Source organism: Streptomyces sp. NBC_01520 (assembly GCF_045040375.1).
Lineage (GTDB): Bacteria > Actinomycetota > Actinomycetes > Streptomycetales > Streptomycetaceae > Streptomyces.
Genome location: NZ_CP109404.1, coordinates 4761013 through 4785382, shown reverse-complemented (window position 1 = coordinate 4785382; position 24370 = coordinate 4761013). Strand labels below are relative to the sequence as shown.

Below are 24370 nucleotides of genomic sequence, written 5' to 3'. Positions count from 1 at the left end.
AGCTGCGCGACCAAAAACCGAGCAGGTCAGACCGGCTGCGAAGCCTGTCTGACCTGCTCGGTAGGCATGTGTCCAGAAGTCGGCGGAACGCGCTAGTTCTTCTGGATCTGGTCGAAGCTGAGCTCGACCGGGGTCTCGCGACCGAAGATCTCGACGAGGCCCTTGACCTTCTTCGAGTCGGCGTTGATCTCGTTGATCGTCGCCTGCAGCGTCGCGAACGGGCCGTCGGTGACGGTGACCGAGTCGCCCACCTCGAAGTCCAGCACCTGGACCTCGACCTTGCGGGCCGGAGCCGGCTTGCCCTCGGCCTCGGCAGCCTCGCGGGCCGCCTTCTCCTCGGCCTCGGGGGCGAGCATCTTGACGATCTCGTCCAGGGTCAGCGGGTACGGGTCGTAGGCGTTGCCCACGAAGCCGGTGACGCCGGGCGTGTTGCGCACGACACCCCAGGACTCGTTCGTCAGGTCCATGCGCACCAGGACGTATCCCGGGAGCTTGTTCTGACGGACGTTCTTCCGCTCACCGTTCTTGATCTGGACGATCTCTTCCTCGGGCACCTCGGCCTGGTAGATGAAGTCCTCGACGTTGAGCGAGACGGCGCGCTGCTCCAGGTTGGCCTTCACGCGCTTCTCGTAACCGGCGTACGTGTGGATGACGTACCACTCGCCGGGAAGTCCGCGCAGTTCCTCGCGCAGGGCGGTGACGGCGTCGACAGGGGCGGCCGGCTCGGCCTCCTCCTCGTCGGACTCGTCGCCCTCGGCGGCGTCCTCGTCCTCGGCGGCCTCGTCGGATTCGGTGGCCTCCTCGGCCTCCGCCTCCTCGTCGGACTCGACGTGCACGGCGTCCTGCTCGGCGGGCTCGCCCGCGGCATCGTCAGCAGCTTCGACCTGGTCCGGGGCCACGGCGTCCGCCGCCTCGACGATGTCGAGCTCGTCCTCGGCGGACTCGACGGCGCTCGCCGTGGGCTCGGCGTCGTCGTTCAGGTTCGGGTCAGACACGATGGCTGCTTCTTCCTGGATACAAATGGGTGGAACATGCGAAAGGGGCGCCGATGAGGCGCCCTCCGCGGGGATCAGCCGAAGACGTACTTGATGACCCGCGCAAATCCGAAGTCGATCACGGTGACAAGACCGATCATGACTACAACGAAGACGATCACCACGGCCGTGTACGTCGACAGCTGGCTCCGCGTCGGCCATACGACCTTGCGGAGCTCGGCGACGATCTGGCGGTAGAACAGCGCGAGACGGCCCAGAGGGCCCTTCTTGCCGCGCTTGCCGCCCTTCCGAGACTTCTTCTTCGACTCGGGGGCTTCGTCCTCGGCATCAGGCATGTCGATGGAGCCCACGGCGTCCGTCACGCTACTCACCTGATTCCGGGTCGTGACCGTGCCGCGCCCGGTGGAGCCGCACGGCGGTGCATTGAAGTACGTACATGCGCACACATCCTGGCGAAGGAGTGTGTAGCAGGGCCGGAGGGACTTGAACCCCCAACCGCTGGTTTTGGAGACCAGTGCTCTACCAATTGAGCTACGACCCTTTGTGGTTTCCACCAACCTACCGCATCCTCCCCGGTGGGCCGGGTGCGAAAACGGTGTGGCTGATGAAGGCCAACGACAGGTGAGTGTACGTGCTCAGCGGCGCCGCGTCGAACAGACAACTACCGACCGGTCCTGTCCGGATCCTGTCCGAGTGCTGTCCGGTCCCTGAAACCCCTGTGCCGACGGCATTTCGTGTCTGCGAGCATGGGGGCATGAGCGCTGCAACTTCTCCGTCCGAGCGCCGGGTTTCGGCCCGCATCGGTGCGATCTCCGAGTCCGCCACCCTCGCCGTCGACGCCAAGGCAAAGGCCCTCAAGGCCGCCGGGCGCCCGGTGATCGGTTTCGGTGCCGGCGAGCCCGACTTCCCGACCCCCGGCTACATCGTCGACGCCGCGATCGAGGCCTGCTCCAACCCGAAGTACCACCGCTACACCCCCGCGGGCGGGCTCCCCGAGCTCAAGGCCGCCATCGCAGAGAAGACGCTGCGCGACTCCGGCTACGAGGTCGAGCCGTCCCAGGTCCTGGTGACCAACGGCGGCAAGCAGGCCATCTACCAGGCCTTCGCCGCGGTCCTCGACCCGGGCGACGAGGTCATCGTCCCGGCGCCGTACTGGACCACCTACCCGGAGTCCATCCGTCTCGCCGGCGGTGTGCCGGTCGAGGTGGTGGCCGACGAGACCACCGGGTACCGGGTGTCCGTAGAGCAGCTGGAGGCGGCACGCACCGAGCGCACCAAGGTCGTCCTGTTCGTCTCGCCGTCCAACCCGACCGGCGCCGTCTACGACCGGGCCGACACCGAGGCGATCGGCCGGTGGGCCGTCGAGCACGGCCTGTGGGTGCTGACCGACGAGATCTACGAGCACCTGGTCTACGGGGACGCGGAGTTCACCTCGCTCCCCGCGATCGTGCCCGAGCTGCGCGACAAGTGCATCGTGGTCAACGGTGTCGCCAAGACCTACGCGATGACCGGCTGGCGGGTGGGCTGGATCGTCGGCCCCAAGGACATCGTGAAGGCCGCGACGAACCTCCAGTCGCACGCCACCTCCAACGTCAGCAACGTCGCGCAGGTCGCCGCGCTGGCCGCCGTCTCCGGCCCGCTGGACGCGGTCGCCGAGATGCGCACCGCCTTCGACCGCCGCCGTAGGACGATCGTGCGGATGCTCAACGAGATCGACGGCGTGTTCTGCCCCGAGCCCGAGGGCGCGTTCTACGCCTACCCGTCGGTGAAGGAGCTGCTCGGCAAGGAGATCCGCGGCAAGCGCCCGGCGACCTCCGTCGAGCTCGCCGCCCTCATCCTGGACGAGGCCGAGGTCGCCGTCGTCCCCGGTGAGGCCTTCGGCACCCCCGGCTATCTGCGGCTGTCCTACGCCCTGGGCGACGAGGACCTCGCCGAGGGCGTCTCGCGGCTCCAGAAGCTGCTGGGCGAGGCCCGCGACTGATCGGCCCACTCACGTGAGCAGGTCGGCCCCCGGCTCCGGCCGGGGGCCACTTCTTTGTTCGAGAGGTAACTCAGGGGGAGAACCGGCTACCGCTACACGCCCCGCATGCGGCAAGATCCTTCAATGGAGCGTGACGTACGGCTGTTGCCCAAGGCCCACCTGCACCTGCACTTCACCGGGTCGATGCGGCCCACGACCCTGCTCGAACTCGCGGACAAATACGGGGTCCGGCTGCCCGAGGCGCTGACCGGCGGTGAGCCGCCCCAGCTGCGGGCCACCGACGAACGCGGCTGGTTCCGCTTCCAGCGCCTCTACGACATCGCCCGGTCCTGCCTCCGCTCGCCGGAGGACATCCAGCGGCTCGTGCGCGAGACCGCCATGGAGGACGTCGCGGACGGCTCCGGGTGGCTGGAGATCCAGGTCGACCCCACCTCGTACGCCCCGCTGCTCGGCGGGCTGATCCCGGCCATCGAGATCATCCTGGACGCCGTGGACAGCGCGGCGCGCGAGACCGGGCTCGGGATGCGGGTCGTGATCGCGGCGAACCGGATGAAGCACCCGCTGGACGCCCGGACGCTGGCCCGGCTGGCCGTGCGGTACGCGGACCGCGGGGTCGTCGGCTTCGGGCTGTCCAACGACGAGCGCCGCGGCATGGCCCGCGACTTCGACCGGGCCTTCGCCATCGCCCGCGAGGGCGGCCTGTTCGCGGCCCCGCACGGCGGCGAGCTCGCCGGCCCCTCCAGCGTCCGGGACTGCCTGGACGACCTGGGCGCGGGCCGGATCGGGCACGGCGTACGGGCGGCGGAGGACCCGAGGCTGCTGCGCAAGCTCGCGGAGCGGAGGGTGACCTGCGAGGTCTGCCCCGCGTCCAACGTGGCGCTCGGCGTCTACGAGAAGCCCGCCGACGTACCCCTGCGCACTTTGTTCGACGCGGGGGTCCCGATGGCGCTCGGTGCGGACGACCCGCTGCTCTTCGGCTCGCGGCTGGCCGCCCAGTACGACCTCGTACGGCGTCATCACGCGTTCACCGACGAGGAGCTGGCCGAGCTGGCGAGGCAGTCCGTGCGCGGGTCGGTGGCGCCCGTCGACGTACGGGAGAGGCTGCTGGGCGGCATCGACGCGTGGCTCGCGGGCTGAGGAGCGGCTCGGCGCGCCCGCTGTCCCGGTTCCGCTGTCCCGTCAGAGGCTGACGCCGACCGTCACCGGTTCGTTGACGAGCGTGACGCCGAAGGCCTCGTGGACGCCGTCGACGACCTCGCGGGCCAGGGCCAGCAGGTCCTCGGTGGTCGCTCCGCCGCGGTTGGTCAGGGCGAGCGTGTGCTTGGTGGAGATGCGGGCCGGGCCCGTGCCGTACCCCTTGGTGAAGCCCGCCCTGTCGATGAGCCAGGCGGCGGACGTCTTCGTGAGGCCCTCTCCGGCGGGGAAGGCCGGGGGCGCGGTGTCCTCGCCGAGGCGGTCCTTGACGCGGGCGAGGAAGGCGGTGTGCTCCGCCTCGTCGAGGATCGGGTTGGTGAAGAAGGACCCCGCCGACCAGGTGTCGTGGTCCTCCGGGTCGAGCACCATGCCCTTGCCGGCCCTCAGCCGCAGGACGGTCTCGCGGGCGGCGGCGACCGGGACGCGGTCGCCCTGTCCGACGCCCATGGAGCGGGCCGTCTCGGGGTAGCGGAGCGGTGCGGACAGCCCGCCCGCGTCCTCCAGCCCGAAGCGGACACGGAGCACCACGAACCGGTCGGGCTCCGCCTTGAAGCGGCTGTGCCGGTACGAGAAGGCGCACGCGTCGTTCGGGATGGTGACCGTCTCGTCGAAACACCGGTCGTAGGCGACGACCTCGGTGATGACGGAGGACACCTCCTGTCCGTACGCACCGACGTTCTGGATGGGGGTCGCCCCCGCCGATCCGGGAATTCCGGCGAGGCACTCGATGCCTGCCAGGCCCGCCTCGACCGTACGGGCCACGGCGTCGCTCCACGGCTCGCCGGCCGCCAGTTCCAGCGTCGTACCGGAGAGCTCGAAGCCCTCGGTGGCGATGCGCAGGGCTGTTCCGTCGAAGCCCTTGTCCCCGATGACCAGGTTGGAGCCGCCGCCGATGATCAGGAGCGGGGTGCCGCTGGTGTCGGCCTCCCGCACGGCGGCGATCACCTCGGCGTCGGTGGTGGCCGTCAGGAGGCGGGCGGCGGGGCCGCCGAGCCGGAAGGTGGTCAGGGGAGCGAGGGGGGCATCGTGGAGTTCCTGCACGGGGACAAGAGTACGGTCCGTGGCCCCGCCGCTCGGGCGGGGCCACGGACCGTACGCGTGCGGCGGGGGTCAGGCGGAGGCAGCGACCTGGCCGTCGGCCGGCACCGGGACGCCCCTGGAGGGCGGCCGGGGCCTGCCCGTGGCTCCTTACCTCAGGCCAGCCGGACCACGGCGCGGGACATGCCCAGCACCTTCTTGCCGTCGCTCGTCGCCGTCAGGTCCACCCGCACCAGGTTGTCGTCCAGCTTCGCGGCGACCTTGCCGCTGACCTCGACCACCGCACCCGCGTCGTCGTTCGGTACGACGACCGGCTTGGTGAACCGCACGCCGTACTCGACGACCGCGCCCGGGTCACCGGCCCAGTCCGTGACCACCCTGACCGCCTCGGCCATGGTGAACATGCCGTGCGCGATCACATCCGGCAGCCCGACCTCACGTGCGAACTTCTCGTTCCAGTGAATCGGGTTGAAGTCACCCGAGGCGCCCGCGTACTGCACCAGCGTCGCCCGGGTCACCGGGAACGACTGCGCCGGCAGCTCCGTGCCGACCTCGACCGCCCCGTACTCCACACTCGCCGTCATCACGCCTCCTCGGCGGCACGCGCCACCAGCTTCGTCCACGCGGTCACGACGTGTTCGCCCGACTCGTCGTGCACCTCGCCGCGGATGTCCAGGATGTCGTTTCCGGCCATCGACTTGACTGCCTCGATCGTCGAGGTGACCGTCAGCCGGTCCCCCGCGCGGACCGGACGCGTGTACGCGAACTTCTGGTCACCGTGCACCACACGGCTGTAGTCCAGGCCCAGCTGCGGGTCCTGGATCACCTGACCTGCCGCCTTGAATGTGATCGAGAAGACGAACGTGGGCGGAGCGATCACGTCCGAATGCCCCAGGGCCTTGGCGGCCTCCGGATCCACATAGGCGGGATGGGTGTCACCCACCGCCTCCGCGAACTCCCGGATCTTCTCCCGGCCGACCTCGTACGCCGGGGTGGGCGGATAGGTCCGCCCCACGAAGGACTGGTCGAGCGCCATGAGCCCGCTACCTCCTGATGAAAAAGTCGAAATAGGGCGAGGAACCACCCAATACAACGACACGAGGCCGCCCCCAGTGGGGACGGCCTCGTGTACGAGCCTGTTTTCAGCGCGTTTCGCGGTGCGCAGTGTGCGAGTTGCAGCGCGGGCAGTGCTTCTTCATCTCAAGACGGTCCGGGTTGTTACGCCGGTTCTTCTTGGTGATGTAGTTCCGCTCCTTGCACTCCACGCAGGCCAGCGTGATCTTCGGGCGGACGTCGGTGGCAGCCACGTGAGTGCTCCTTGGACGGACGATGGACGGATGAACGCAAAAAAGAGTAGCCGATCGAAGGACCGACCCCACAATCGGCTACCGTTAGTAGCGGTGACCGGACTTGAACCGGTGACACAGCGATTATGAGCCGCTTGCTCTACCGACTGAGCTACACCGCTTTGATGACGAGCTTCCCCGCCGAAGCGGGGTTACCCGATCACCAGAGCCCCAATGCGGAATCGAACCGCAGACCTTCTCCTTACCATGGAGACGCTCTACCGACTGAGCTATTGGGGCGAGCGAGGAAGACATTACACGCTCTGTCGCCGATCGCCCAAATCCGTTTCCGCGCCCCCTCCCCGGTCCTTGATCGGCCTCCCCGCGGACCTCGGCCACGACCCCCTGATCAGGCCCTTGATCAGCCCGTACGCCACCTCTCCGGACCACCGCGCAACCCCTGCTCCGGCACCCCGGGACCCGCCCTTCCCGCACGTCCCGGAAGGCCACATTCGTACGACTATTCCGCTCCTCCGCCGGGTGCCCCGGACCCGCCCGTAGGCTCGGCCCACTCTGCGTGACGTGATCTTGCACCCCCTCCAGGAGCGCGATGCCCGACAACCGGCCGCGGCGGCCCGACAACGGCGGGGCCGGCCCGGACGCCCCCGCCGGCCCGGCCCCGCTCCTGCTCAGCGGGGCCCGGCTGGCCGACGGGCGCACGGTCGACGTACGGATGGACGGCCCGCGCATCGAGGCGGTCGGCACCGTGGGCAGCCTCGCCACCCGGGGCGCCCGCCTGGACCTGCGCGGCTATCTGCTGCTCCCCGCACCCGCCGAACCCCACGCGCACGGCGACACGGCACTCACCGCCTCCATGGGGGGCCCCGCGTCCCGCCGGCCCGAGGACGTCCGCCGGCGCGCGACCGAGGCCGCCCTCCTCCAGCTCAGCCACGGGGCCACCGCCCTGCGCGCCCACGTACGCGTCGGAGACGTACAGGGCCTCACCTCGCTCGAAGCCGTCCTCGGGGCCCGCCGCTCCCTGCGCGGGCTCACCGACGTCACCACCGTCGCCGCACCCCGGCTGCTCACCGGTGTGGCGGGGGCCGAGGGCCTCGCCGTGCTCCGGGACGCCCTGGACATGGGCGCGGACGTCATCGGCGGCTGTCCGGACCTCGACCCCGACCCGTCCGGCTACGCGGAGACGGTCCTGGGCCTCGGCGCCGAACACGGCCGCCCCGTCGACCTCCACACGGACGGTGACGACCCCGCCCGGCTGGCCCGGCTGGCCGCCATGGCCGGCGGACTCCGCCCCCGCGTCTCCCTGGGCCCCTGTGCGGGCCTCTCCCGGCTTCCCGGCGACGCCGCAGCCCGTGCCGCCGACCAGCTCTCCGCCGCGGCCGTGACGGTGATCTGTCTCCCCCAGGGCGGCTGCTCCGGCGCACGTCTCCGTGGCACCCCTCCGGTGCGCCTCCTGCGGGCCGCCGGGGTGCGCGTCGCGGCGGGCGGCGGGGCCCTGCGCGACGCCTCCAACCCCGTGGGCCGCGGCGACCCGCTGGAAGCCGCGTACCTCCTGGCCTCCCTGGGCGGGGTCGAACCCGGGCACGCCTACGACGCCGTCTCCACCATCGCGCGGGCCGTCATGGGCCTGCCCGACGTACGCGTCGAGGCCGGCTTCCCCGCCGAGCTCCTCGCCGTACGCGGCGACGGGCTCGCCGGGGCCCTCTCCCTCGCGTACAGCAGGATCGTGGTGCACCTGGGGCGGGTGGTCGCGCGGACCAGCGCCGTACGGGAGTACTGCGACTCCGAGGCCGTGGCCGCCCTGGACCTCCCCCGCCAGGGACGCGCCGATTCCGGCCCGGGCAGCGGCCCTTGAGCGCGGGCGCGCGCTCCGGCGTACCGTCGGAGGCATGCGCATTGTCATCGCAGGTGGACACGGTCAGATCGCACTGCGGCTGGAGCGGCTGCTCGCCGCCCGCGGCGACGAGGCGGTCGGCATCATCCGCAACCCGCAGCAGAGCGAGGACCTCCGGGCCGCAGGCGCCGAACCCCTCGTCCTCGACCTCGAATCGGCCTCCACGGAAGAGACCGCCGAGGCGCTGCGCGGCGCGGACGCGGCGGTCTTCGCCGCCGGTGCCGGCCCGAACAGCGGTACGGAACGCAAGGACACGGTGGACCGCGGCGCGGCCGTGCTGTTCGCCGACGCGGCGGAACAGGCGGGCGTACGCCGGTACATCGTCGTCTCCTCGATGGGCGCCGACCCGGAACACCCGGGCAACGAGGTCTTCGACGCGTACCTGCGCGCCAAGGGCGAAGCCGACGCGTACGTACGCTCCCGGGCGGCCCTGGCCTGGACGGTCGTGCGTCCCGGCATGCTGACGAACGACGCCGGCACCGGCCAGGTCCTGCTCCAGGCCTCGACGGGCCGCGGCCCCGTCCCGCGCGACGACGTGGCGGCGGTCCTGCTGGAGCTGCTGGACACCCCGGCGACGGCGGGCCTGACCCTGGAACTGATCTCGGGAAGCGTGCCCGTGGCGGTCGCGGTGAAGGACGTGGCCGGTAACTGACCTCCGGCGGGGCGCCTTCCGGCCCTGGAAACGCGAAAGCCCCTGACCAGACGTACTGGTCAGGGGCTTCGTTCGTGTGGCGGCGGTACGACATGCCCCCAGCACCTCGCGCCGGACCCGAACAACGCGCTCAGGCTCCGCGCAGCCGAAGGTGACCTGGAATTCCCTGATCGGCGGTCATCCGGTCAACGTGTTGGCGTGGGCTGCTCGTCGAGACCCCGAAGCGGCTGACTGCACGGTGCGGCCACTGTCATGTCACGAACGTGTCCTGAGCGCGATCAAGAGGCAACGGGCGCAACCTCACCCACCGTCTTGGAGCACTGAAAGCCACCCGGACGACCAGCCGCCCAGCTCACTCGCCCTCTCCCCAGGGGCGACAGCCCCACGCAGAGGGCAGACACCAGCATGCGCACTCGGAAGATCTCGGTAATGACCATGGCCGCGGTGGCCCTCGGCCTGGCGCTGACGGCATGCACCAGCGACGGCGCCGACAGCGCGTCCTCTGCCTCGGGTACCTCATCCACGGCGGCCGCGAGCAGCTCGTCCACGGCCGCCGCGAGCACCCCCCGGTCCGACACCGCGGAGAGTAAGGCGTCGGGTACACCCGCCCAGTCCGAGGTGAAGTGCACCGACCAGCTCAACTACACGGGCGACCCCCGGTCCAACGCCGAAATCAACTCCACCGGAAAGGACACGGGCACCTGCCCGCCAGTCCAGAAGTCGCCGTCCGCCGTGAAGTGCACCGACCAGCTCAACTACACGGGCGACCCCCGGTCCAACGCCGAAATCAACTCCACCGGAGAGGACACGGGCACCTGCCCGCCGGTCGAGCCGAAGTGAATTGCTGACCGTCCCCGAAGCCGGGCAGTGCCGGGCCCTCCCCACCGTGACCTGGGAGCGTCCGGCACTTGCGCGTCCGCTGTGTCGCTGGTGGGGCGACGTGGGGTTCGGGGGCCGATCGGCGCACTGCGCAGTCCCACTTTCACACATGCAGAAACCCCGCCCGATCTGCGGTTAAGCAGGTCGGACGGGGTTTCCCGTCCTGTGGCGGCGCCAGGGTTCGAACCTGGGTAGGCTGAGCCGGCAGATTTACAGAGGGCCACCAACCTTGCCTCTGACCTCGGGCTTCATGGCCTCGCGACCATCCTGGGGGACGCCTGGGGGAGGCGGTTGCCACTGCCCTCACTGGGAGTGGCGCCCGCACCTACGACTGGTCACTGGCGAGGTTCAGTCAGCAGACGCGCCCCGTACGTCTTCCTTGGCCTTTGCCCGCCGAGCCTTGAAGGCGGTGAACTGAGCTGAAAAAACGTAAAGGTAGTCAAGGAGAGCCTCAGCCAGTGCCAGCCCGTCAGCTGCATCCTCGCGACTCACAGAGGTACCGGTGAAGTGAGCGCCCTGGTTGCCCAGGACCCTCAACTCCTGTGACCACTCGAAGAGCTGCCCGTCGATCTTCCCCTCGTCCTTCATCTGCTCCAGCATTTTGAACAACGGTTTGGGGCGACCGCCTGAGCTGGCCACGCCCTGGTCGAGGCAAACTCCCTCAAGAGTGCGTCGGACCATCACAGCAGCAGCCGTGTATGCCTTGGATGAAAAGCACTGGCGCGCCTCCTCATGCTCGTGACGCAGGGCCTGAGGGACTTGGAGACTGAGGGGTCGCTGCTGCATGGGCCAGACGACTGCCGGCTCTCCATCCCACCCTCGACCAAAGTCCTCCTCGACCATCACGAACGGGTCGTGGCAGTGCCCACACTCGGCCATCTCCAACAGATACGGCGGTTCTTCCTCACCGCCCCCATGCGCCTCACTGGTAACTAGGGCCAGTGTCGGCTTCTCGCAGTGCGGACACACCAGTGGAAAGGTGACCCCGACTCGGCTGACTATGTCGCTCATGGAACCGCACGCTAACCGTTGCGCCTACGCCCTGTTGAGCGATCGCCTGAACAGCCGGTATGAAAATCTCGTACGGCGTCTCTGTTGCGTCGGCGGCTCATTTTTCCGCACGGCCACGCCACCCCACGCAAGGAGGGCTTGAAGCACCACGGGCTACACCGCCAAGGTGGAGCGCCTACGCGCACCACGCGCCTGACTGCAAGTCAGGCCTGCTCTTGCGTCTCGCGATCACTGGAGGGATCCTAGGCGCTTCTGCGCTGTCAGGACTGGCGAGCATGGGGGGAACCATGGCTACCCGCTTGGGCACTGTTGCCTTTTTCGAGATCGTGCGCGCTAAAGATGCCGTAAACGCTCGCATGGAACATTCAGATTGGCAGATCTTCCTGGAGAACTTGGAACGAACTCCCGTAGCAGAGAGGATTTGCACTCACCGGAGCGACAGCTTTATCGGGCAAGCGGTGCGGAGTGACGGCCACCTTCATTTATTGGTTGGCCGAATCGGCACAAGCGAGCTCCAGACTGTCGATCTGGATCACGGCCATATCGAGGATATTCGCCTCGAAGGCAACAAAGGGACAATCGATACCACTACCGTTTCATTTCTGAGCTACGGCAACATCATCGGCGTCCTCCAAGGCAAGCCTGGCTCTCCGCGCGCATCAGCGATTCAGCGATGGCTAAACTCATGCCAGATCGCCGATCACGAAATCGCCTTATGGCCCGTAATCGCCAACAACGTGTGGGAGAAACTAGAAAAGGCATCCGCTGTTCATAGCTTCGAATTCAGCTATCGCCCGAGTCCGGCCATCGCGCCGCCCGAGGGGGAAGGCCTCTCAAGCTTTGTACGACTAGGTGATTCTCGTTATCCAGATCACAGGATCACACTCAAGATTGAGATTCCACGACGAGATGGGCCTGGGCCGGTTGCCCGCCTGCGGGGGCAGCGTCGACTACAAGGCGACATTCAATCCCTGATGACAGAACTGGGCTACCTAGACGGGCCGACAGGTGTCGACCGCGCACGGGCACTAGTGACCTTGCCCGATGGAGACGGCGAGGAGAATGACGAGCCACTGGACTTCATCAAGCACCACATCACGGCCAAATGCCGAGTAGAGGTCAACTCGGCAAGTGTGCGACCGCGCTATGAGGCGAACATCGCAGCGATCACGCAGGTGGCGCGGGACAAGCAAGCCGACCTGCAGGCTGCTGTCAGTGCCCACTAGTAGAGTCAGCACCCTATAGGGCAGGGGGGCTGCTATGTCGATTAGATGGCCAACGCTACGCCGTCTCAAAGATCTATGGAGCGAGAGGCCGGCCATAGATTGGTTGATATTGACGCTGGCCCTGGGGGGCCATATCGTTATTGCGCATTGGACCCCAGGATCCAGCATTGCGCACGGCTTGGCAGCGGATCGCAGAAAAGATGTCTACACAACCGCGGCTTCTATCTCGGCTCTAGTTGGCGGATTTGGTACCGCCGCCATCGCCCAATATGCCAGCTCTCACGGTCGAGATATGCGAGAGCTTCGAATCCGCTTCGGTCGAAGTCTGCGCAAAAACTGGTCAAGCATCCTGACCGGAATGCTCATTATGTCCGCAGGATGCCTGACACTACTAGTCCTCGATCGCGCAAAATCTGTTGGCATGACGGGGTGGTTAGTAGAAGCGTTGCTTCTCTTCGGGGCAGCAAGGGCCGCCAGGCTCGTCTGGCTCTTCAATATGCTACTCAACGTCTCAGATCGAGATGCAATCGAGCCTGACAGAGCGCCAGCCCTCCGGTTTCGTAATAGAGAATAGCGATCAGCCAGCCGAGCCCGGGTTTCACAAGGAATCCTAGGCTAGCTTCTGCCACTACTCGACTACGAGGCGGCTCGTAAAACCTTCTGAACATAGACGTTTGTACGCCACCGCGACCTCATCCCGCACCGGCTGAATAATCGTGAAGCCCCGCGCCGGGTAAAGCAGCAGCCGTTGCAAGGAACCAACAAGCATGTCGACCACCAGGTGGGGATCCCCGATCGAGCCGACGTAGTCGTCGAACGTCATCGGCATGGACGCGCTCACGATCTCCACCTCGGGCCACAGCTTCCGCGCCGTCGCGTAGGCACGCCGTTCCTCGTACGGCTTACTGATCAGCAGCACCGATGCGACGTGCACGCCGGCATCTTCGAGCAGGCTCCGCGAGAGTCGGATGTTCTCGCCAGTGTTTCTCGCCTTGGGTTCTATGAGAATGGCGGAGCTGGGGACCCCAAGTTCCAGTGCACGCTCGCGGTAGTGCACGGCCTCTCCACGCGGCATGAGCTCCCGCGTCGTAGGGCTCGTGGCCCCGGTGAAGACGATGAGCGGCGCCATGCCGTGCTTGTAGAGATCCGCCGCAGCATCGGCCACGCCCAGGTCGTGGCTGCCCAGGCCGATCGCCACCGAGCACGGCCGCAGCTCGTGGTGCATCTGGTGGTAGTCCCACAACACCCGTGCGTCCGCCCAGGACTGCTCCGAAATCACTGCTTCACCTTTCCGTCCTGCGCCGAGTCGGGCACCTGGAAGTCGTACTCCCACGCAAAGCGGGACGCCGCGTGGACGCCGATCGCGAACTCCACCACTGTGTCGTCGGCCGTGAACGTGGTTCGATGCAGTTCGACTACCCATTCGCCGGTGGCCAGCTGCAGGAGCTTCGCCTCGTCCGACGTGGGGACGCGCGCGAACAGCTGCTCCTTCATGTGGTCGATCTCGTAACCCGCGTCGTACAGAACACGGAATCCCCCGCCGCGGCCGGCGGGGCCCGGAGTGGGGTCCACGATGCGTGTGCCTTCGACGTGTTCGGGCCGGTAGTAGCTGGTCAAGGTGTGTGTGGGCTGGTCGCCCTCCTTCACCAGGCGAGCTCGCGCGTAGACATCCGCACCAACCGGTACGCCGTGTGCCTCCGCTACCACCGACGGCGCCTCGATGAGAGAGACCGTCTGCGTCTGATCTCCCCGGCGATAGGCCCGGCCTGTGGCTACCCGGTCGGCAATGAACGCCACCTGGTCGCCGTCGCGCCACTTCGCCTTGTCGTAGCGCGCAACGCCGAGTCGCTTCAGCGGCGCCTGCTGACGCACTACCGTCCCGTGCCCACGCGATGACGCGACCAGCCCTTCGGCCTCCAGCGCCTTGTACGCCGCGTGAACCGTGGACTTTGAGCCCTCGCCAGCCTCGACGAGCTCCCTGATGTGCGGCAACTGCTGACCAGGGGCGTACTCGCCCGACCTGATCCGAGCAGCCAGCGTGTCTGCGAGCTCCCGCCACTTCGGTGCCATTCCAGCCTCCTCTCGACCTGTCCAGTCAAACACAGTCCCAGGACTGTTGACAGTCCTGGGACTGTGGGTGCATTGTCTCACTAGCGGTCACGCAGTCCCAGGACTACAACTCCTGGGGTCTCATCTGCGTGTCTGCTCGCACCGCCCGGAGGGCTCCGTGAAACGGGTCCAAAGGAAGCGGCCGCTTTTTGAGAACTGAACAGCGTGCCAAGGATTCGCCGCCTCTCCTGTGCCCCCAGCAGGCGGCAGCACGGGACACCGTCCCGTGTGCTCAACCGCGCTAATCAACCACTTCGCAGCGCCCATGACCGCTGCGACCGGTTGCCTCCTCCGCCTGTCCGGACCTCTTTGGGTGCCGTACGGGCGGGGTTGAGGGGAGCCGGGGCCGGGATATCCGGCCGGGTCCACACCTTCCACCTCATGAGGAGTTCGCATGTCCGGCAAGCAGCCGAAGAGCACGTCGACCGACCTCACCACCCCCAAGGCCGTCGCCCGGAGCCAGAAGGTCTACGACCGGATCAGCTCCGGCAAGTGCAAGAACGCCGTCGCCGAGCTGAACACCACCCACGGCAAGCGCGGCTGACCCACCCACTTCCGGGCTGCCCGCCATGGCAGGCAGCCCCACCCATGACGGCGCGGCCCCGGTGCTCGAACACCGGGGCCGCTTCGGGCCGTCCACCGTCGAAGGAGAACACGACCCATGAAGACCATCGTTGCTGGTCGCGAGCCTGTTACCGCGACTGAGTTCATTGAGCTGGCTCTGGGCATCGACCTGGAGCTGTTCACCGGTTCGGCCACGGAGTCCGCTCTGGAGCGGGCAGCGCGGCTGGACGTCGCCCACGAGGTCCTGGCGGACCTGTGCGAGAGCGACCCGGAGACCGCGGCCTACGCCGCGAGCCTGCTGCGGACGCTGCCGCTGAAGACGCAGCCCATCGGCCGGCGCCCGCGCCGCAGGGTCCGCCGTCCGGCCACGACGGGTGCCACCACCGGTTCGGCGGTGGCCGCATGACGGAGTACACCGCGCAGTGTTCCAACCGTGGCGGCTGGTGGCGTCTGTACGTCGTTCTGCTGGACGATCCGGGGTCGCAGTGGCCGGAGCATGACTTCGGTCCCACGCCCGTTGTGCCGACGGTGGGTGCGCGTTCACGGGCGCTCACCGCGCTCGGGTTCGTGTTCACGGACGGCGCCGAGTGGGAGTGGACGGAGTACAGCGAGACGCACGGCGATGACGCGTCGCCGGTGCGGCTGCTGGCTTCGATCCGGGTGCGTTCACGGGACGGGGGCATGCCGTGAACAGCGTTCAGATCCGTTCAGCGGAGAAGGCACTGTCCGTCGGGACGTGGCTGATCGTGGCCGGGGCGATGCTCTTCTCCATCCTCACGGTGACCCCGCTCATGGAGCGCCACACACCGGACGGATGGAAGTGGACCGCCCCGATCCTGCCTCTGGTCGTAGACGCCGCGGTCGTCATCGTGGTCCGCCTCGATGCCGTCCTGGCCCGCCTGGGTGGGCACGGGGGCCGGTGGCCGGTCGTGCTGCGGTGGATGACCGGGTGCATGACCCTGGCCCTGAACGTGGCCGACTCCGCGTTGAAGAAAGAGCTGGTCGGCGTGGCGGTGCACGCGGTCGCCCCGCTCCTGCTCATCGTCACCGCGGAGACTGGTCTCGCCTACCGGCAGGCCATCACCGCCGCCCTGACCGCTCAGGAAGCCCGGCAGAAAGCCGAGCAGGCAGAGCGCGAGCAGGCAGCCACCCAGCGCCGTGAGGCGGCTGAGCGGCGGGAGCGTGAGGAACGCGAGCACGCCGCCCAGTTGGTGCGTGAACAGCGCGACCATGAGGCGTTGCTGGCCCGTGAACAGACGGCGCGGGAGGAGGCGGCGCGGCGTGAGGAGCGCGATCGGGCCGAGGTCCGGGAGCGGGCCGAGCGGGAGACTCGTGAACGCCGTGAACGCGAGCGTGAACAGCAGCAGGTCGAGCGTGAACGCCTCGAACGGGAGGCCACCGCACGCCGTGCTGCGGAGCGTCGTGAGCACGATGAGCGTGAACGCCGTGCAGAGGTTGAGCGGCAGGAGCGGGCCGAGCGTGAACGGGCCGCGCTCCTGGCGGCCGGCCCCGCCACGGAGAAGCAGTCCGAGGAGCGGGCCCGGGCAACTGCCCGCGCCGCGTTCGAAGCGGGACTTGCGGTGCGGGCTGCGGCCGAGCTGACCGGCTGGTCCGTCGGATGGATCTCCACCCGCTACCAGGAACTGCGCGACGACTCGTCAACCCGGGCGCTTGAGGGCGCGAGCCAGTGAGCTCCCTGCCGGTCTACGGATGGCGCCTTGCACCGCCCGGCTACGCGACCTTCCGGCAGCTTCGTGCCCAGGGGCTGCGGCCGGGCGGGCAGGACGTCGCCGCTGTGCTCGAACGTCCTCGGAGGCGCAGGGGCCCGTTGGTCGCCTACCTCTACCGCGTTGACCGGGCCAAGCCGGTCCGGTCGATGACTCCGGCCCGGTGGGCGGCACTGGCCAAGGCGAATGCCGCTCAGCAGGTCTGCCCGAACTGCCGCCAGGACGCCGGTTATCGCATCCCGACTTCGCTCGGCATGTGTGTGACCTGCGCCTTCCCCGAAGAACAGTGCGCCGCCTGAAAACCAGCAGGGCCCGGCCCTCTCCACCACAGATCCGGCCGGGCCCCTACTCCGACAAAGGAGTGCACTCAGCATGACCGACACCACCATGACCCCGGTAGTGGCCCCCGAGGCCACCCCGGGGCCCCGTATCCCGCCCCTTGAGCCCAAGCCCACCTCGGCCGCAGCTGCGGCCGAGGTGGAAGTGGGGCACACCCCGGGCGGCTGGCCGGTCGTTCCGCTCGCGGTGACCGGCACCAACGCCACCACCTCCCTGCTCGCCGCCGCCGCGCTCGTAGGCGGCCCGGCAGCTCTGGCCGTCGCCGCCACCGGCGCCGTCGTCCTCGGCACCGTGGCGGCGACCCGCAAGCACCGCGGCAACAGGAAGTCCCGTAAGGCCGCTGGCCGCACGTCCCGCTCTTCGGCCGGTAGCGGGTCGGCTGGCCGGACCGCCAGTCACGGCGGAGCCGGCCGGGTGCCCGGCCAGGCTCGCAGCGGGAATGTCGGCGCCGGTAAGAGCGCAGGTCGCGGTCGAGGGAAGGCCGTTCGTGGCGCTGCCGGTTCCCTCCTGGGCACCGGCAAGTCGAGCGGATCGAAGAACAGTCCGGGCCGCGCTGGGAAGTCGTCGGCCAAGCACGGATCCGCCGCGGCTGCGCCCGGCAAGCGCGGATCCGCCGGGGCCGCCCCGGGCAAGTCGCCGAGTCGTGCGGGGCAGGTCAAGGCGCTGCGCGAGTCGGCCCGCAAGTCGTCCCCGTCGCGGGCCGCTCGTCGGTCTGACACGGCTGGGGCGCGGCGGTCTCTGGCGGATGCTCGCCGGGGTGCCAGGAGCGCGGCCCGGTCGGCGTCCTTGCCGGGTCGGGGGCCGGTCGGCCGGTCCGTGGGCAGGGCTGCGGGCCGGGTCGGATCGGCTCGGGGGGCTGCTGTCGAGCGCAGCCGTCAGGCGCGTGACCGGCGGGCTGCCCGGCAGGTTGACGCCCTGCGTGACGACGTGCGTAAGGCACCGGTCAGGAGGGCGGCCCGCAAGGCTCTGCGGCGTTCCGCCGCCCGGTTCCAGGGACGCCGCCTGCTCGCCGCCCTGCTCGCTGGGGCTCTTGGACTGGTCGGGATGGTCTCCACCCCGCTGGGCCGGAGGCTCGGCTGGGCCTGGCTCCAGTACCCGGGCCGTCGCCTGTACGCCCGGATGACCTGCACCGCCGAGGAACAGCGCACCCGCCGGGATGACGCCATATGCGCCGCCCTGCAGGAGGACGAGGCCGCCGTCGACCGGGAGGCGGCCGAGAGTGCCGACCGGATCAGTGACACGGCGCAGCGGCCCAAGAGGCTGCCGTCGGCAGCAGCACCCATCATCTGTGCGAGTGAGGGAGAGAACATGTCTGGTTTCCGGTTCGAGGAGTACGCCGCGGAGATGGAGTCCGCGGCCGGTCAGTACGACCCCGAGGACGCCATGGAGATCCTGGCCATGGTCGAAGGGCTCCCGGCCGCGCTCACGAGCGTGGCGAATGTGATGCGGGTCCTGGCCGAGCGGGCCGACTCGGAGTTCCCGCTGGAGAAGGCCGTCGCGGACGGCTTCAACGACATCTTCGGTGCCCTCATGTCGGCGGTGGCGGTCGCGGATGACATGGGGCCGCTGTTCCGCCAGTCCCACGAGCAGGACATCGCCCGCCACGAGGACCCGCGCAACGGGGCCGAGGCCGAGAAGGGATGGAACGTCTGACATGACCACCAACACCGCCTCTTCGGGGCCGGTGTGGGACTGGGCTGCCGGTCACGGACCCGTGACCGGCGCCTTGTCCGCCACCACCGGATGCCTTGCCGTCGCCACCACCGGAGCAGTCACCGGCATGCCCGCGGGCTGGGTCCTCACGGTCGGTGCGGCCGGGGCGATCGGCCACACCATCAGCAGCCTGCGCGAACGCCTCTCCGCCCGCACCATCGCCCTGCGCTCCGCCTCCTGGCTCATCGGCGCCGGATGGACGACATGGACCATGACCACCGGGCCCCTCACCTGGGCCGCCCTCGGGTCCCTGGCCACGATCGGGGTCGGTATCGGGGCCGCCGCCCGCTCCACTCTCCTGCACGAGGAGGCGCGGGAGTTGGAGGCCATCGCCGCCGATGAACGTCAGATCTCCCACGAACTGTCCGCGGAACGCAGGGCGATCGCCGCGGAGTGGGTGGACCGGGTCCAGCGGGTCTGCAACCTCACCCTGCGGATCCTCGCGGTAGAGATCTGGCCCACCGGCACCGGGTTCACCATCGACGCCGAACTCCCCGCCGGCGGAACCACCTACGACCGGATCGCCCAGCACTCCGCCGCCCTGTCCGCCGACGCCCGACTCCCGCACGGCTGCACCGCGGTCGCCTCCCAGGGCATCGATCAGGGACGGGTCCTGATCGATGTGACCACGGTCAACGTGCTCTCCGAGGAACGCACCTACCCGTCGGACTACAGCCCGTTGTCGATCTACACCGGTATCCCGTGGGGCTACCGCACCAACGCCGAAGAGATCTGCGTGTTCCTGCGCGAACAGTGCGCGCTGGTCGTCGGCCCCACCGGGTCCGGCAAGACGAACATGGTGCACGTCATCCTGGCCGGGTTCGCCCGCACCACCGACGTCCTGACCTGGGTCATCGACCTGAACGCCGGATCCGCCGGCCTGCCCTGGGTCCGCCCCGCCCTCGACACCAACGGGGCCCCGGTCGAGGGAGTGCAGCCGGGCATCGACTGGCTCGCCTCCACCTACGAGGAAGCCGTGCTCATGCTCGATGCGGCCCTGGCGGTCGGGATGCGCCGCAAGGTCGCCTACCAGGACCTCATGGCCGAGCGGAACACCGACCAGCTCCCCATCAGCGCGAAGATCCCGCAGATCATGCTGGTCGTCGACGAGGGCGCCGAGATCCTGACCAGCACCGACCGGAGCATGAAGGAACTCGCGAAGAAAATCCTCGAAGTGATCCGGATGCTCCGAGCCATGGGCGCCCGGACCGTGCTCACCGCCCTCGGTGCCACCGGGTCCGTCCTCGGGAACCTGATGATCCGCCGCGAAGCCAAAGCCCGGGTCTGCCTCACCGGCGGGGAAGTCGAAGGGATGGACCTCAGCAAGGTCTTCCCCGGCTCCCGCGGACTCCGCCCGGACCAGGCCCCCTACAAGGGGGCCGGGTACATGGGCACCCCGGAGTCCGCAGCCGCCCTGTTCAAGAACTGGCGGATCCTGCCCAACCAGATCCGCGACATCGTCCACGCCACCTCCGACATGCACCCCACCCTCGACGCCATTTCCGCCAAGGCCGCAGGCGACGCCTACGCGAACCGATGGAACCCGGAGCGCACCGCGTGGATGCGGGACACCAACCACACCCCGACCGCCGGCCCCGGACCGGGCGAGCAGCCCACGGCTGGTGGCGGGCTGAACCTGTCCGCGCTGCGGACGGGTCAGGAGTCGCCGGAGGAGGCGTTGGCCCGGAAGTTCCGGGAGCAGATCGACGCCGAGTTCGCGACGTTCTCCCAGCCCGGTACGAACACCGAGCAGCCGACACCGGGCGGGCTGAACCTGTCGGCGCTGCAGAACGAGGACAACGCCGCCCGGCAGGCCGCCCTCACCCTGCTCCTTGCCGCAGGCCCGGACGGAACCGGGGCGTCGGCGATCGCCCGCGCGCTCACCGACGCGCACGGCACAACCCGGCAGACGGTCGTCGGCTGGCTCAAGACATGGACCGAGGACGGCACCGCCGTCCGCGTCGGCACCGGCACGAAAGCCCGCTACGTCCACACCCGGCACGCCCCCGACAACCCCACCGAGGACTGACCGCCTGTCACTTGTCACCACCGGCCCGGGAAGAGCCCTGGGTGGCTCTGTGAGGGCCGGAAACGGCTTGTGACCTGCAAGGCGACAAGCGACAAGACAAGACAAGCGACAAGGCACACGACAAGCCGGACGACAAGCGACACGACAAGCCGCAGGGGACCACACCTTGACGTTCAGGGGTGGTCCCCCGCGCTGCTGAAGGAGCCCCGTCGTGCATGAGCCCACGTACGAGATCACCACCCTCACCCCCCAGCAGCCCACCCAACACCCCGCGATGCTGCCCCACGAGATCCCCCCGGGAGTCCAGATGGTCACTCTCCCCGGCGGCATCCGAACGCTCGCCTACACCCCGCAGCAGGCCCCGCCCGCGCCGCCGGTTCCGGTCGCGCAGCCGATCCCGGCCTGGGCCAAGACCACCGCCCTCCTCGCGCCGACGGTCGGCGGGGGCGTCGCCGCCGCCGGTATCGGACTCTCCTACGCAGCCCCGGGACTGATCGCCATGAGCCAAGCCCTCTGGGCCGCCGTCGCCCTCATCGCCGCCGCAGCCATCGGCGTCCCCATGCTCCTCCGGCTCAGCCGAAGCGCGGCCGACACCGGACGGGGGACGACGCACATCACGCAGAACATCACCGCATCCGGGATGTTCGGCAAGGCCAACGGCACCATCAACCACCACTAAACCGGGGGCCGGTCGTGCCGCTCCTGGACTGGCGGAACGCCCGCCACTTCGACGCCACCCGGAACCTGCCGTGCGCGCTCTGCGGCAAACCCACCCCCATGCGCAGCCACGACCGCGAACCGGTCCACAAGGTGTGCGCCGAGGACTGGTGCGACCACAACCCCACATCCAACCGCTTCCACAACTGACCCGAGATGGAGAACCACGCATGACCGACGCCGACTTCGACACGGGCGAGCACGTCGAATACCTCGACTGCGACCTCTGCGGCACCGCCGACGACTCCGGCCCGCCCCCGTACCCGCACTGCTGCGGATGCGGGGCAGACGGCAGCAGCGAGTTCCCTGACTGCACCTGCGAGTAGCTACGCCGAGGGCGGCCCCCTCTCACGCCAATGATCTGGGGCCGCCCTCGTCTGCCAGCACCTTTCACAGAACTGGAGACATCCAGCATGACCCATGAAGCACGTTCCGCGCTGCTGTCCGCAGCGCTCGATGCCGTCGCCCGCGGCTGGGCGGTGTTCCCCTTACGACCTGGCGACAAGCCGCCCGCCCTGCACGGTGAGACATCCTGCCCCCGCACCGGCGACTGCACTACCGGTCACCGCAAGTGGGAGCAGCGCGCCACCACCGACCCCGACCGCATCCACCGGGCCTGGTCGGCCGGCCGGTTCAACATCGGGATCGCGACCGGCCCGTCCGGGCTGGTCGTCGTCGACCTGGACATGCCCAAGCCCAACAGCAGTGCGGACACGCCTTGCGGCGTGACAACCTTCAAGGCGCTCTGCGAGCGCACCGGACACGCCGTCCCAACCACCTACCGGGTGCGAACCGCGAGTGGTGGAGAGCACCTGTACTTCACCGCGCCGGACAGCATCCGGCTCGGCAACACCGCCGGGTCCCTCGCTCCCCCCATCGACACCCGAGCGTGGGGCGGATACGTCGTCGCCCCCGGCAGCACCGTCAACGGGCGTACGTACGACGTGCTCGACCCCGCCCCGGTGGCGCCGCTGCCCGGATGGCTGCTTGACGCTCTCAAGCCCGTCGAGCGCCCCACCGGGCCGCTGAAGCTGTCCCTGCCGAAGCGTGGCAACCGGGCCGCTGAGACTGCGCTGGAGCGGGAAACGACCCTCGTGGCAGGCACCACGGAGGGCGGCCGTGAGGCGCAGCTCTTCGAGAGCGCCCGGAAGGTGGCCCGCTTCGTGGGATGGGGCGACCTCACCCGGCACGAGGTGGAAGAGGCATTTCAGAGGGCGGGGGAGGCGGCTGGACTCCCGGCATCCCAGTGCCGCTCGACTCTGCGCAGCGTCCTGAACTGGTCGCTACGTACCTGCCGGCCCCGGGAGACGACATGAGCCCCCGGCCACATCCCCATCTGAAATGCCTGCCCTCCGCTCCCACCGGCCCCGGCCTCGCCGAACCGGCCCCGACCAGTGCCGGTGGTGGTGCGCCGAAGGGCGTCGCCGAAGGCGTCCCCACTGCTGTTCGCCCTGACCAGCAGGCCGGGGACGGCCGCTACCCCGTCGCCTGGCTCACCATCTCCGCACCCCGCGGCGCGGTCCCGACCGCCACCAGCGTCTGCGCGTGCGGACGCAATCTCTTCGCCGCAGGCCACCGCAAGGCCCTGGCCCTGGTCGAAGACCACACCCGCCATCGCGACCTCTGCTCGCTCCGCACCCATCAGGAAGGCGCCGCCGTATGAGCGCGACACCAAACACACCGCCCCTCGACGGCGCCACCCTCCTCAACGAAGTGGAAGCCTTCCACCGCCGGTTCAACGTCTTCCCCACCGAGGCCGCCTACGTTGCCGTCACGCTGTGGGACGCTCACGCGCACCTGGTGGAGTGCTTCGAGACGACACCTCGGATCGCGTTCCTCTCGCCCGAGCCGGGGTCGGGGAAGTCCCGGGCGCTGGAGATCGTGGAACTCCTCACTCCCCGACCGGTCAGCACGGTCTCGGCATCCGCGAACGCCCTGTACCGGCTTGTCGACTCCGCCGCCGGGCTGCCCACCGTGCTCTTCGACGAGGTGGACACCATCTTCGGCCCGAAGGCAGGCGCGGACGAGGCACTGCGCGGATTCCTCAACGCCGGGTACCGGCGCATCGGCGGTGCTCTGCGGTGCGTGGGAGAGGGCTCCAACCAGAACGCGCAGGTCTTCGGTTCGTACTGTGCGGTCGCCATGGCTGGGCTCGGCTCGCTGCCGGACACGGTGCTGACCCGCTCGGTCATCGTCCGTATGCGCAAGCGCGCCCCGAACGAGAAGGTGGAGCCCTACCGGCAGCGCATCCACGAGAAGCAGGGCCATGAACTGCGCGACCAGCTCGCGGCGTGGGCCGACACCATCCGAGACCAAGTCGCGGACGCCTGGCCCGAGATGCCCGACGGGGTCACCGACCGACCGGCCGACGTGTGGGAGCCCCTGCTCGCCGTCGCCGACGCCGCTGGCGGCGACTGGCCCACCCGGGCCCGTACCGCGTGCCTGGAGCTGATCAACGCCGCCCACGACAACGACGAGGCGTCCCTCGGTGTGCGGCTGCTGACCGACCTCCGCGACCGTGTGTTCTGCGGTGCGGACCGCGTGCCCACCGCAGTCGTCCTGGAAGGCCTCCTCGCCATGGACGACGCCCCGTGGGGGGACCTGGACGACAAGCCGATCACCTCCCGCACCCTCGCCCGACTGTTGGCCCAGTACGTCACCCCCGCCAACAAGCCCATCAAGCCGCGCGGCATCCGTACCCCGTCCGGCTTCCCCAAGGGCTACTACGCGGAAGACCTCACGGACGCCTGGACCCGGTACTGCCCTCCCGCTCCGGAGGGATCCGCCACGTCCGCCACGTCCGCCACACCGCAGGTCAGCGGGGGTGAATCCGTGGCGGATACCGCCACAGCCATCCGCCACATGTCTGCGGAAACCGCCACACCGCTCTTCCCGGTCGCGGGCTGAGACCCAGCGCCGTCAGGTGCCGCCACACCCCGGGTGTGGCGGCACCTATCCGCCACAGAATCGCTATCCGCCACAAACACAGGCCTCTGAC

Annotated in this window: 28 protein-coding genes and 3 tRNA genes; 19 read left to right on the top strand and 12 right to left on the bottom strand. The window is 69.1% G+C overall.

Features of this window, described 5'->3' with window-relative positions; translation table 11 throughout:
* Positions 1-92: 92 nt before the first annotated feature.
* The 3 genes from nusG to OG524_RS21815 form a co-directional block, all read right to left on the bottom strand.
* Positions 93-995 carry a transcription termination/antitermination protein NusG gene (gene nusG / locus OG524_RS21825; RefSeq protein ID WP_405811551.1) on the bottom strand — a complete coding sequence of 301 codons (903 nt, stop codon included), beginning with the start codon at positions 993-995 and terminating at the stop codon, positions 93-95.
* Between the two features lie 74 nt (positions 996-1069).
* Complete coding sequence (gene secE / locus OG524_RS21820; RefSeq protein ID WP_405389158.1) at positions 1070-1357, bottom strand: preprotein translocase subunit SecE; 288 nt, start codon at positions 1355-1357, stop codon at positions 1070-1072.
* Positions 1358-1463: 106 nt separating this feature from the next.
* Positions 1464-1536, bottom strand: a tRNA-Trp gene (locus tag OG524_RS21815).
* Between the two features lie 213 nt (positions 1537-1749).
* On the opposite strand from OG524_RS21815, the gene OG524_RS21810 reads away from it, so the two are divergent.
* Both OG524_RS21810 and OG524_RS21805 read left to right on the top strand, forming a co-directional pair.
* Positions 1750-2976 (top strand): pyridoxal phosphate-dependent aminotransferase, encoded by a 1227-nt coding sequence (locus OG524_RS21810; protein ID WP_405389159.1) that lies wholly within the window; start codon positions 1750-1752, stop codon positions 2974-2976.
* A 123-nt stretch (positions 2977-3099) separates the two neighbouring features.
* A complete protein-coding gene (locus OG524_RS21805; protein ID WP_405389160.1) occupies positions 3100-4113 on the top strand; it encodes an adenosine deaminase in 1014 nt (337 codons plus the stop codon).
* A gap of 42 nt (positions 4114-4155) precedes the next feature.
* Here OG524_RS21805 and OG524_RS21800 read toward each other — a convergent pair whose 3' ends face one another.
* The 6 genes from OG524_RS21800 to OG524_RS21775 all read right to left on the bottom strand — a co-directional run bounded on the left by OG524_RS21800 (position 4156) and on the right by OG524_RS21775 (position 6794).
* Positions 4156-5211 carry a UDP-N-acetylmuramate dehydrogenase gene (locus OG524_RS21800; RefSeq protein ID WP_405811550.1) on the bottom strand — a complete coding sequence of 352 codons (1056 nt, stop codon included), beginning with the start codon at positions 5209-5211 and terminating at the stop codon, positions 4156-4158.
* Positions 5212-5363: 152 nt separating this feature from the next.
* Complete coding sequence (locus tag OG524_RS21795) at positions 5364-5792, bottom strand: MaoC family dehydratase (RefSeq protein WP_405389163.1); 429 nt, start codon at positions 5790-5792, stop codon at positions 5364-5366.
* Complete coding sequence (locus OG524_RS21790) at positions 5792-6244, bottom strand: MaoC family dehydratase N-terminal domain-containing protein (RefSeq protein WP_405811549.1); 453 nt, start codon at positions 6242-6244, stop codon at positions 5792-5794. Before OG524_RS21790 ends, OG524_RS21795 begins: the two co-directional genes overlap by 1 nt.
* Before the next feature lie 106 nt (positions 6245-6350).
* Positions 6351-6515, bottom strand: coding sequence for a 50S ribosomal protein L33 (rpmG, locus tag OG524_RS21785; RefSeq protein ID WP_003956487.1), 165 nt, complete (start codon positions 6513-6515; stop codon positions 6351-6353).
* Between the two features lie 88 nt (positions 6516-6603).
* Positions 6604-6676 (bottom strand) — tRNA-Met (locus tag OG524_RS21780).
* A gap of 45 nt (positions 6677-6721) precedes the next feature.
* Positions 6722-6794 (bottom strand) — tRNA-Thr (locus OG524_RS21775).
* Positions 6795-7104: 310 nt separating this feature from the next.
* Here OG524_RS21775 and OG524_RS21770 point away from each other — a divergent pair.
* The 3 genes from OG524_RS21770 to OG524_RS21760 all read left to right on the top strand — a co-directional run bounded on the left by OG524_RS21770 (position 7105) and on the right by OG524_RS21760 (position 9898).
* Positions 7105-8367, top strand: coding sequence for an amidohydrolase family protein (locus tag OG524_RS21770; protein ID WP_405811548.1), 1263 nt, complete (start codon positions 7105-7107; stop codon positions 8365-8367).
* Between the two features lie 34 nt (positions 8368-8401).
* Positions 8402-9058: an SDR family oxidoreductase gene (locus OG524_RS21765; protein ID WP_405389166.1), complete on the top strand. Its 657-nt coding sequence runs from the start codon at positions 8402-8404 to the stop codon at positions 9056-9058.
* Between the two features lie 429 nt (positions 9059-9487).
* Complete coding sequence (locus OG524_RS21760) at positions 9488-9898, top strand: hypothetical protein (protein ID WP_405811547.1); 411 nt, start codon at positions 9488-9490, stop codon at positions 9896-9898.
* A gap of 387 nt (positions 9899-10285) precedes the next feature.
* Here OG524_RS21760 and OG524_RS21755 read toward each other — a convergent pair whose 3' ends face one another.
* Positions 10286-10948 (bottom strand): DUF4145 domain-containing protein, encoded by a 663-nt coding sequence (locus tag OG524_RS21755; protein ID WP_405811546.1) that lies wholly within the window; start codon positions 10946-10948, stop codon positions 10286-10288.
* Positions 10949-11235: 287 nt separating this feature from the next.
* On the opposite strand from OG524_RS21755, the gene OG524_RS21750 reads away from it, so the two are divergent.
* On the top strand, positions 11236-12174 hold the full coding sequence (locus OG524_RS21750; RefSeq protein ID WP_405811545.1) for a hypothetical protein: 939 nt from the start codon (positions 11236-11238) through the stop codon (positions 12172-12174).
* A gap of 628 nt (positions 12175-12802) precedes the next feature.
* Here OG524_RS21750 and OG524_RS21745 read toward each other — a convergent pair.
* Positions 12803-13453: a YdcF family protein gene (locus OG524_RS21745; protein WP_405811544.1), complete on the bottom strand. Its 651-nt coding sequence runs from the start codon at positions 13451-13453 to the stop codon at positions 12803-12805.
* Positions 13450-14244 carry a GntR family transcriptional regulator gene (locus tag OG524_RS21740; RefSeq protein WP_405811543.1) on the bottom strand — a complete coding sequence of 265 codons (795 nt, stop codon included), beginning with the start codon at positions 14242-14244 and terminating at the stop codon, positions 13450-13452. Before OG524_RS21740 ends, OG524_RS21745 begins: the two co-directional genes overlap by 4 nt.
* A 433-nt stretch (positions 14245-14677) precedes the next feature.
* Between OG524_RS21740 and OG524_RS21735 the strand changes: the two genes are divergently transcribed.
* The 13 genes from OG524_RS21735 to OG524_RS21675 all read left to right on the top strand — a co-directional run bounded on the left by OG524_RS21735 (position 14678) and on the right by OG524_RS21675 (position 24279).
* The gene (locus OG524_RS21735; protein ID WP_405811542.1) at positions 14678-14827 is read left to right on the top strand and encodes a hypothetical protein; all 150 of its coding nucleotides are present in this window, start codon (positions 14678-14680) and stop codon (positions 14825-14827) included.
* A gap of 117 nt (positions 14828-14944) precedes the next feature.
* Complete coding sequence (locus OG524_RS21730; RefSeq protein WP_405811541.1) at positions 14945-15253, top strand: hypothetical protein; 309 nt, start codon at positions 14945-14947, stop codon at positions 15251-15253.
* A complete protein-coding gene (locus OG524_RS21725) occupies positions 15250-15537 on the top strand; it encodes a DUF6303 family protein (RefSeq protein ID WP_405811540.1) in 288 nt (95 codons plus the stop codon). Before OG524_RS21730 ends, OG524_RS21725 begins: the two co-directional genes overlap by 4 nt.
* Complete coding sequence (locus OG524_RS21720) at positions 15534-16538, top strand: DUF2637 domain-containing protein (protein WP_405811539.1); 1005 nt, start codon at positions 15534-15536, stop codon at positions 16536-16538. Before OG524_RS21725 ends, OG524_RS21720 begins: the two co-directional genes overlap by 4 nt.
* On the top strand, positions 16535-16873 hold the full coding sequence (locus OG524_RS21715; protein ID WP_405811538.1) for an RRQRL motif-containing zinc-binding protein: 339 nt from the start codon (positions 16535-16537) through the stop codon (positions 16871-16873). Before OG524_RS21720 ends, OG524_RS21715 begins: the two co-directional genes overlap by 4 nt.
* A gap of 73 nt (positions 16874-16946) precedes the next feature.
* Positions 16947-18566: a hypothetical protein gene (locus OG524_RS21710; protein WP_405811537.1), complete on the top strand. Its 1620-nt coding sequence runs from the start codon at positions 16947-16949 to the stop codon at positions 18564-18566.
* Position 18567: 1 nt separating this feature from the next.
* Positions 18568-20655 carry a hypothetical protein gene (locus OG524_RS21705; RefSeq protein ID WP_405811536.1) on the top strand — a complete coding sequence of 696 codons (2088 nt, stop codon included), beginning with the start codon at positions 18568-18570 and terminating at the stop codon, positions 20653-20655.
* A 211-nt stretch (positions 20656-20866) separates the two neighbouring features.
* Positions 20867-21334: a hypothetical protein gene (locus OG524_RS21700; RefSeq protein ID WP_405811535.1), complete on the top strand. Its 468-nt coding sequence runs from the start codon at positions 20867-20869 to the stop codon at positions 21332-21334.
* Positions 21335-21348: 14 nt separating this feature from the next.
* Entirely contained in the window at positions 21349-21522 is a 174-nt protein-coding gene (locus OG524_RS21695) for a hypothetical protein (protein WP_405811534.1), read from the top strand.
* Positions 21523-21542: 20 nt separating this feature from the next.
* Positions 21543-21698, top strand: a complete 156-nt coding sequence (locus OG524_RS21690) for a hypothetical protein (RefSeq protein WP_405811533.1) — start codon at positions 21543-21545, stop codon at positions 21696-21698.
* Between the two features lie 87 nt (positions 21699-21785).
* Positions 21786-22688: a bifunctional DNA primase/polymerase gene (locus OG524_RS21685; protein ID WP_405811532.1), complete on the top strand. Its 903-nt coding sequence runs from the start codon at positions 21786-21788 to the stop codon at positions 22686-22688.
* On the top strand, positions 22685-23035 hold the full coding sequence (locus tag OG524_RS21680) for a hypothetical protein (RefSeq protein ID WP_405811531.1): 351 nt from the start codon (positions 22685-22687) through the stop codon (positions 23033-23035). Before OG524_RS21685 ends, OG524_RS21680 begins: the two co-directional genes overlap by 4 nt.
* Positions 23032-24279 (top strand): DUF3631 domain-containing protein, encoded by a 1248-nt coding sequence (locus tag OG524_RS21675; protein WP_405811530.1) that lies wholly within the window; start codon positions 23032-23034, stop codon positions 24277-24279. The genes OG524_RS21680 and OG524_RS21675 overlap by 4 nt, the downstream gene beginning before the upstream one ends.
* Positions 24280-24370: the final 91 nt, after the last annotated feature.

Excerpts from the sequence above, each read along its gene's own strand:
- OG524_RS21690 (WP_405811533.1), top strand. The coding sequence starts at position 21,543 with ATGACCGACGCCGACTTCGACACGGGCGAGCACGTCGAATACCTCGAC.
- OG524_RS21710 (WP_405811537.1), top strand. The coding sequence starts at position 16,947 with ATGACCGACACCACCATGACCCCGGTAGTGGCCCCCGAGGCCACCCCG.
- OG524_RS21810 (WP_405389159.1), top strand. The coding sequence starts at position 1,750 with ATGAGCGCTGCAACTTCTCCGTCCGAGCGCCGGGTTTCGGCCCGCATC.
- OG524_RS21675 (WP_405811530.1), top strand. The coding sequence starts at position 23,032 with ATGAGCGCGACACCAAACACACCGCCCCTCGACGGCGCCACCCTCCTC.
- OG524_RS21765 (WP_405389166.1), top strand. The coding sequence starts at position 8,402 with ATGCGCATTGTCATCGCAGGTGGACACGGTCAGATCGCACTGCGGCTG.
- OG524_RS21735 (WP_405811542.1), top strand. The coding sequence starts at position 14,678 with ATGTCCGGCAAGCAGCCGAAGAGCACGTCGACCGACCTCACCACCCCC.
- OG524_RS21680 (WP_405811531.1), top strand. The coding sequence starts at position 22,685 with ATGAGCCCCCGGCCACATCCCCATCTGAAATGCCTGCCCTCCGCTCCC.
- OG524_RS21790 (WP_405811549.1), bottom strand. The coding sequence starts at position 6,244 with ATGGCGCTCGACCAGTCCTTCGTGGGGCGGACCTATCCGCCCACCCCG.
- OG524_RS21750 (WP_405811545.1), top strand. The coding sequence starts at position 11,236 with ATGGCTACCCGCTTGGGCACTGTTGCCTTTTTCGAGATCGTGCGCGCT.
- OG524_RS21705 (WP_405811536.1), top strand. The coding sequence starts at position 18,568 with ATGACCACCAACACCGCCTCTTCGGGGCCGGTGTGGGACTGGGCTGCC.
- OG524_RS21795 (WP_405389163.1), bottom strand. The coding sequence starts at position 5,792 with ATGACGGCGAGTGTGGAGTACGGGGCGGTCGAGGTCGGCACGGAGCTG.
- OG524_RS21740 (WP_405811543.1), bottom strand. The coding sequence starts at position 14,244 with ATGGCACCGAAGTGGCGGGAGCTCGCAGACACGCTGGCTGCTCGGATC.
- OG524_RS21760 (WP_405811547.1), top strand. The coding sequence starts at position 9,488 with ATGACCATGGCCGCGGTGGCCCTCGGCCTGGCGCTGACGGCATGCACC.
- OG524_RS21730 (WP_405811541.1), top strand. The coding sequence starts at position 14,945 with ATGAAGACCATCGTTGCTGGTCGCGAGCCTGTTACCGCGACTGAGTTC.
- OG524_RS21755 (WP_405811546.1), bottom strand. The coding sequence starts at position 10,948 with ATGAGCGACATAGTCAGCCGAGTCGGGGTCACCTTTCCACTGGTGTGT.
- OG524_RS21770 (WP_405811548.1), top strand. The coding sequence starts at position 7,105 with ATGCCCGACAACCGGCCGCGGCGGCCCGACAACGGCGGGGCCGGCCCG.
- OG524_RS21725 (WP_405811540.1), top strand. The coding sequence starts at position 15,250 with ATGACGGAGTACACCGCGCAGTGTTCCAACCGTGGCGGCTGGTGGCGT.
- OG524_RS21685 (WP_405811532.1), top strand. The coding sequence starts at position 21,786 with ATGACCCATGAAGCACGTTCCGCGCTGCTGTCCGCAGCGCTCGATGCC.
- OG524_RS21805 (WP_405389160.1), top strand. The coding sequence starts at position 3,100 with ATGGAGCGTGACGTACGGCTGTTGCCCAAGGCCCACCTGCACCTGCAC.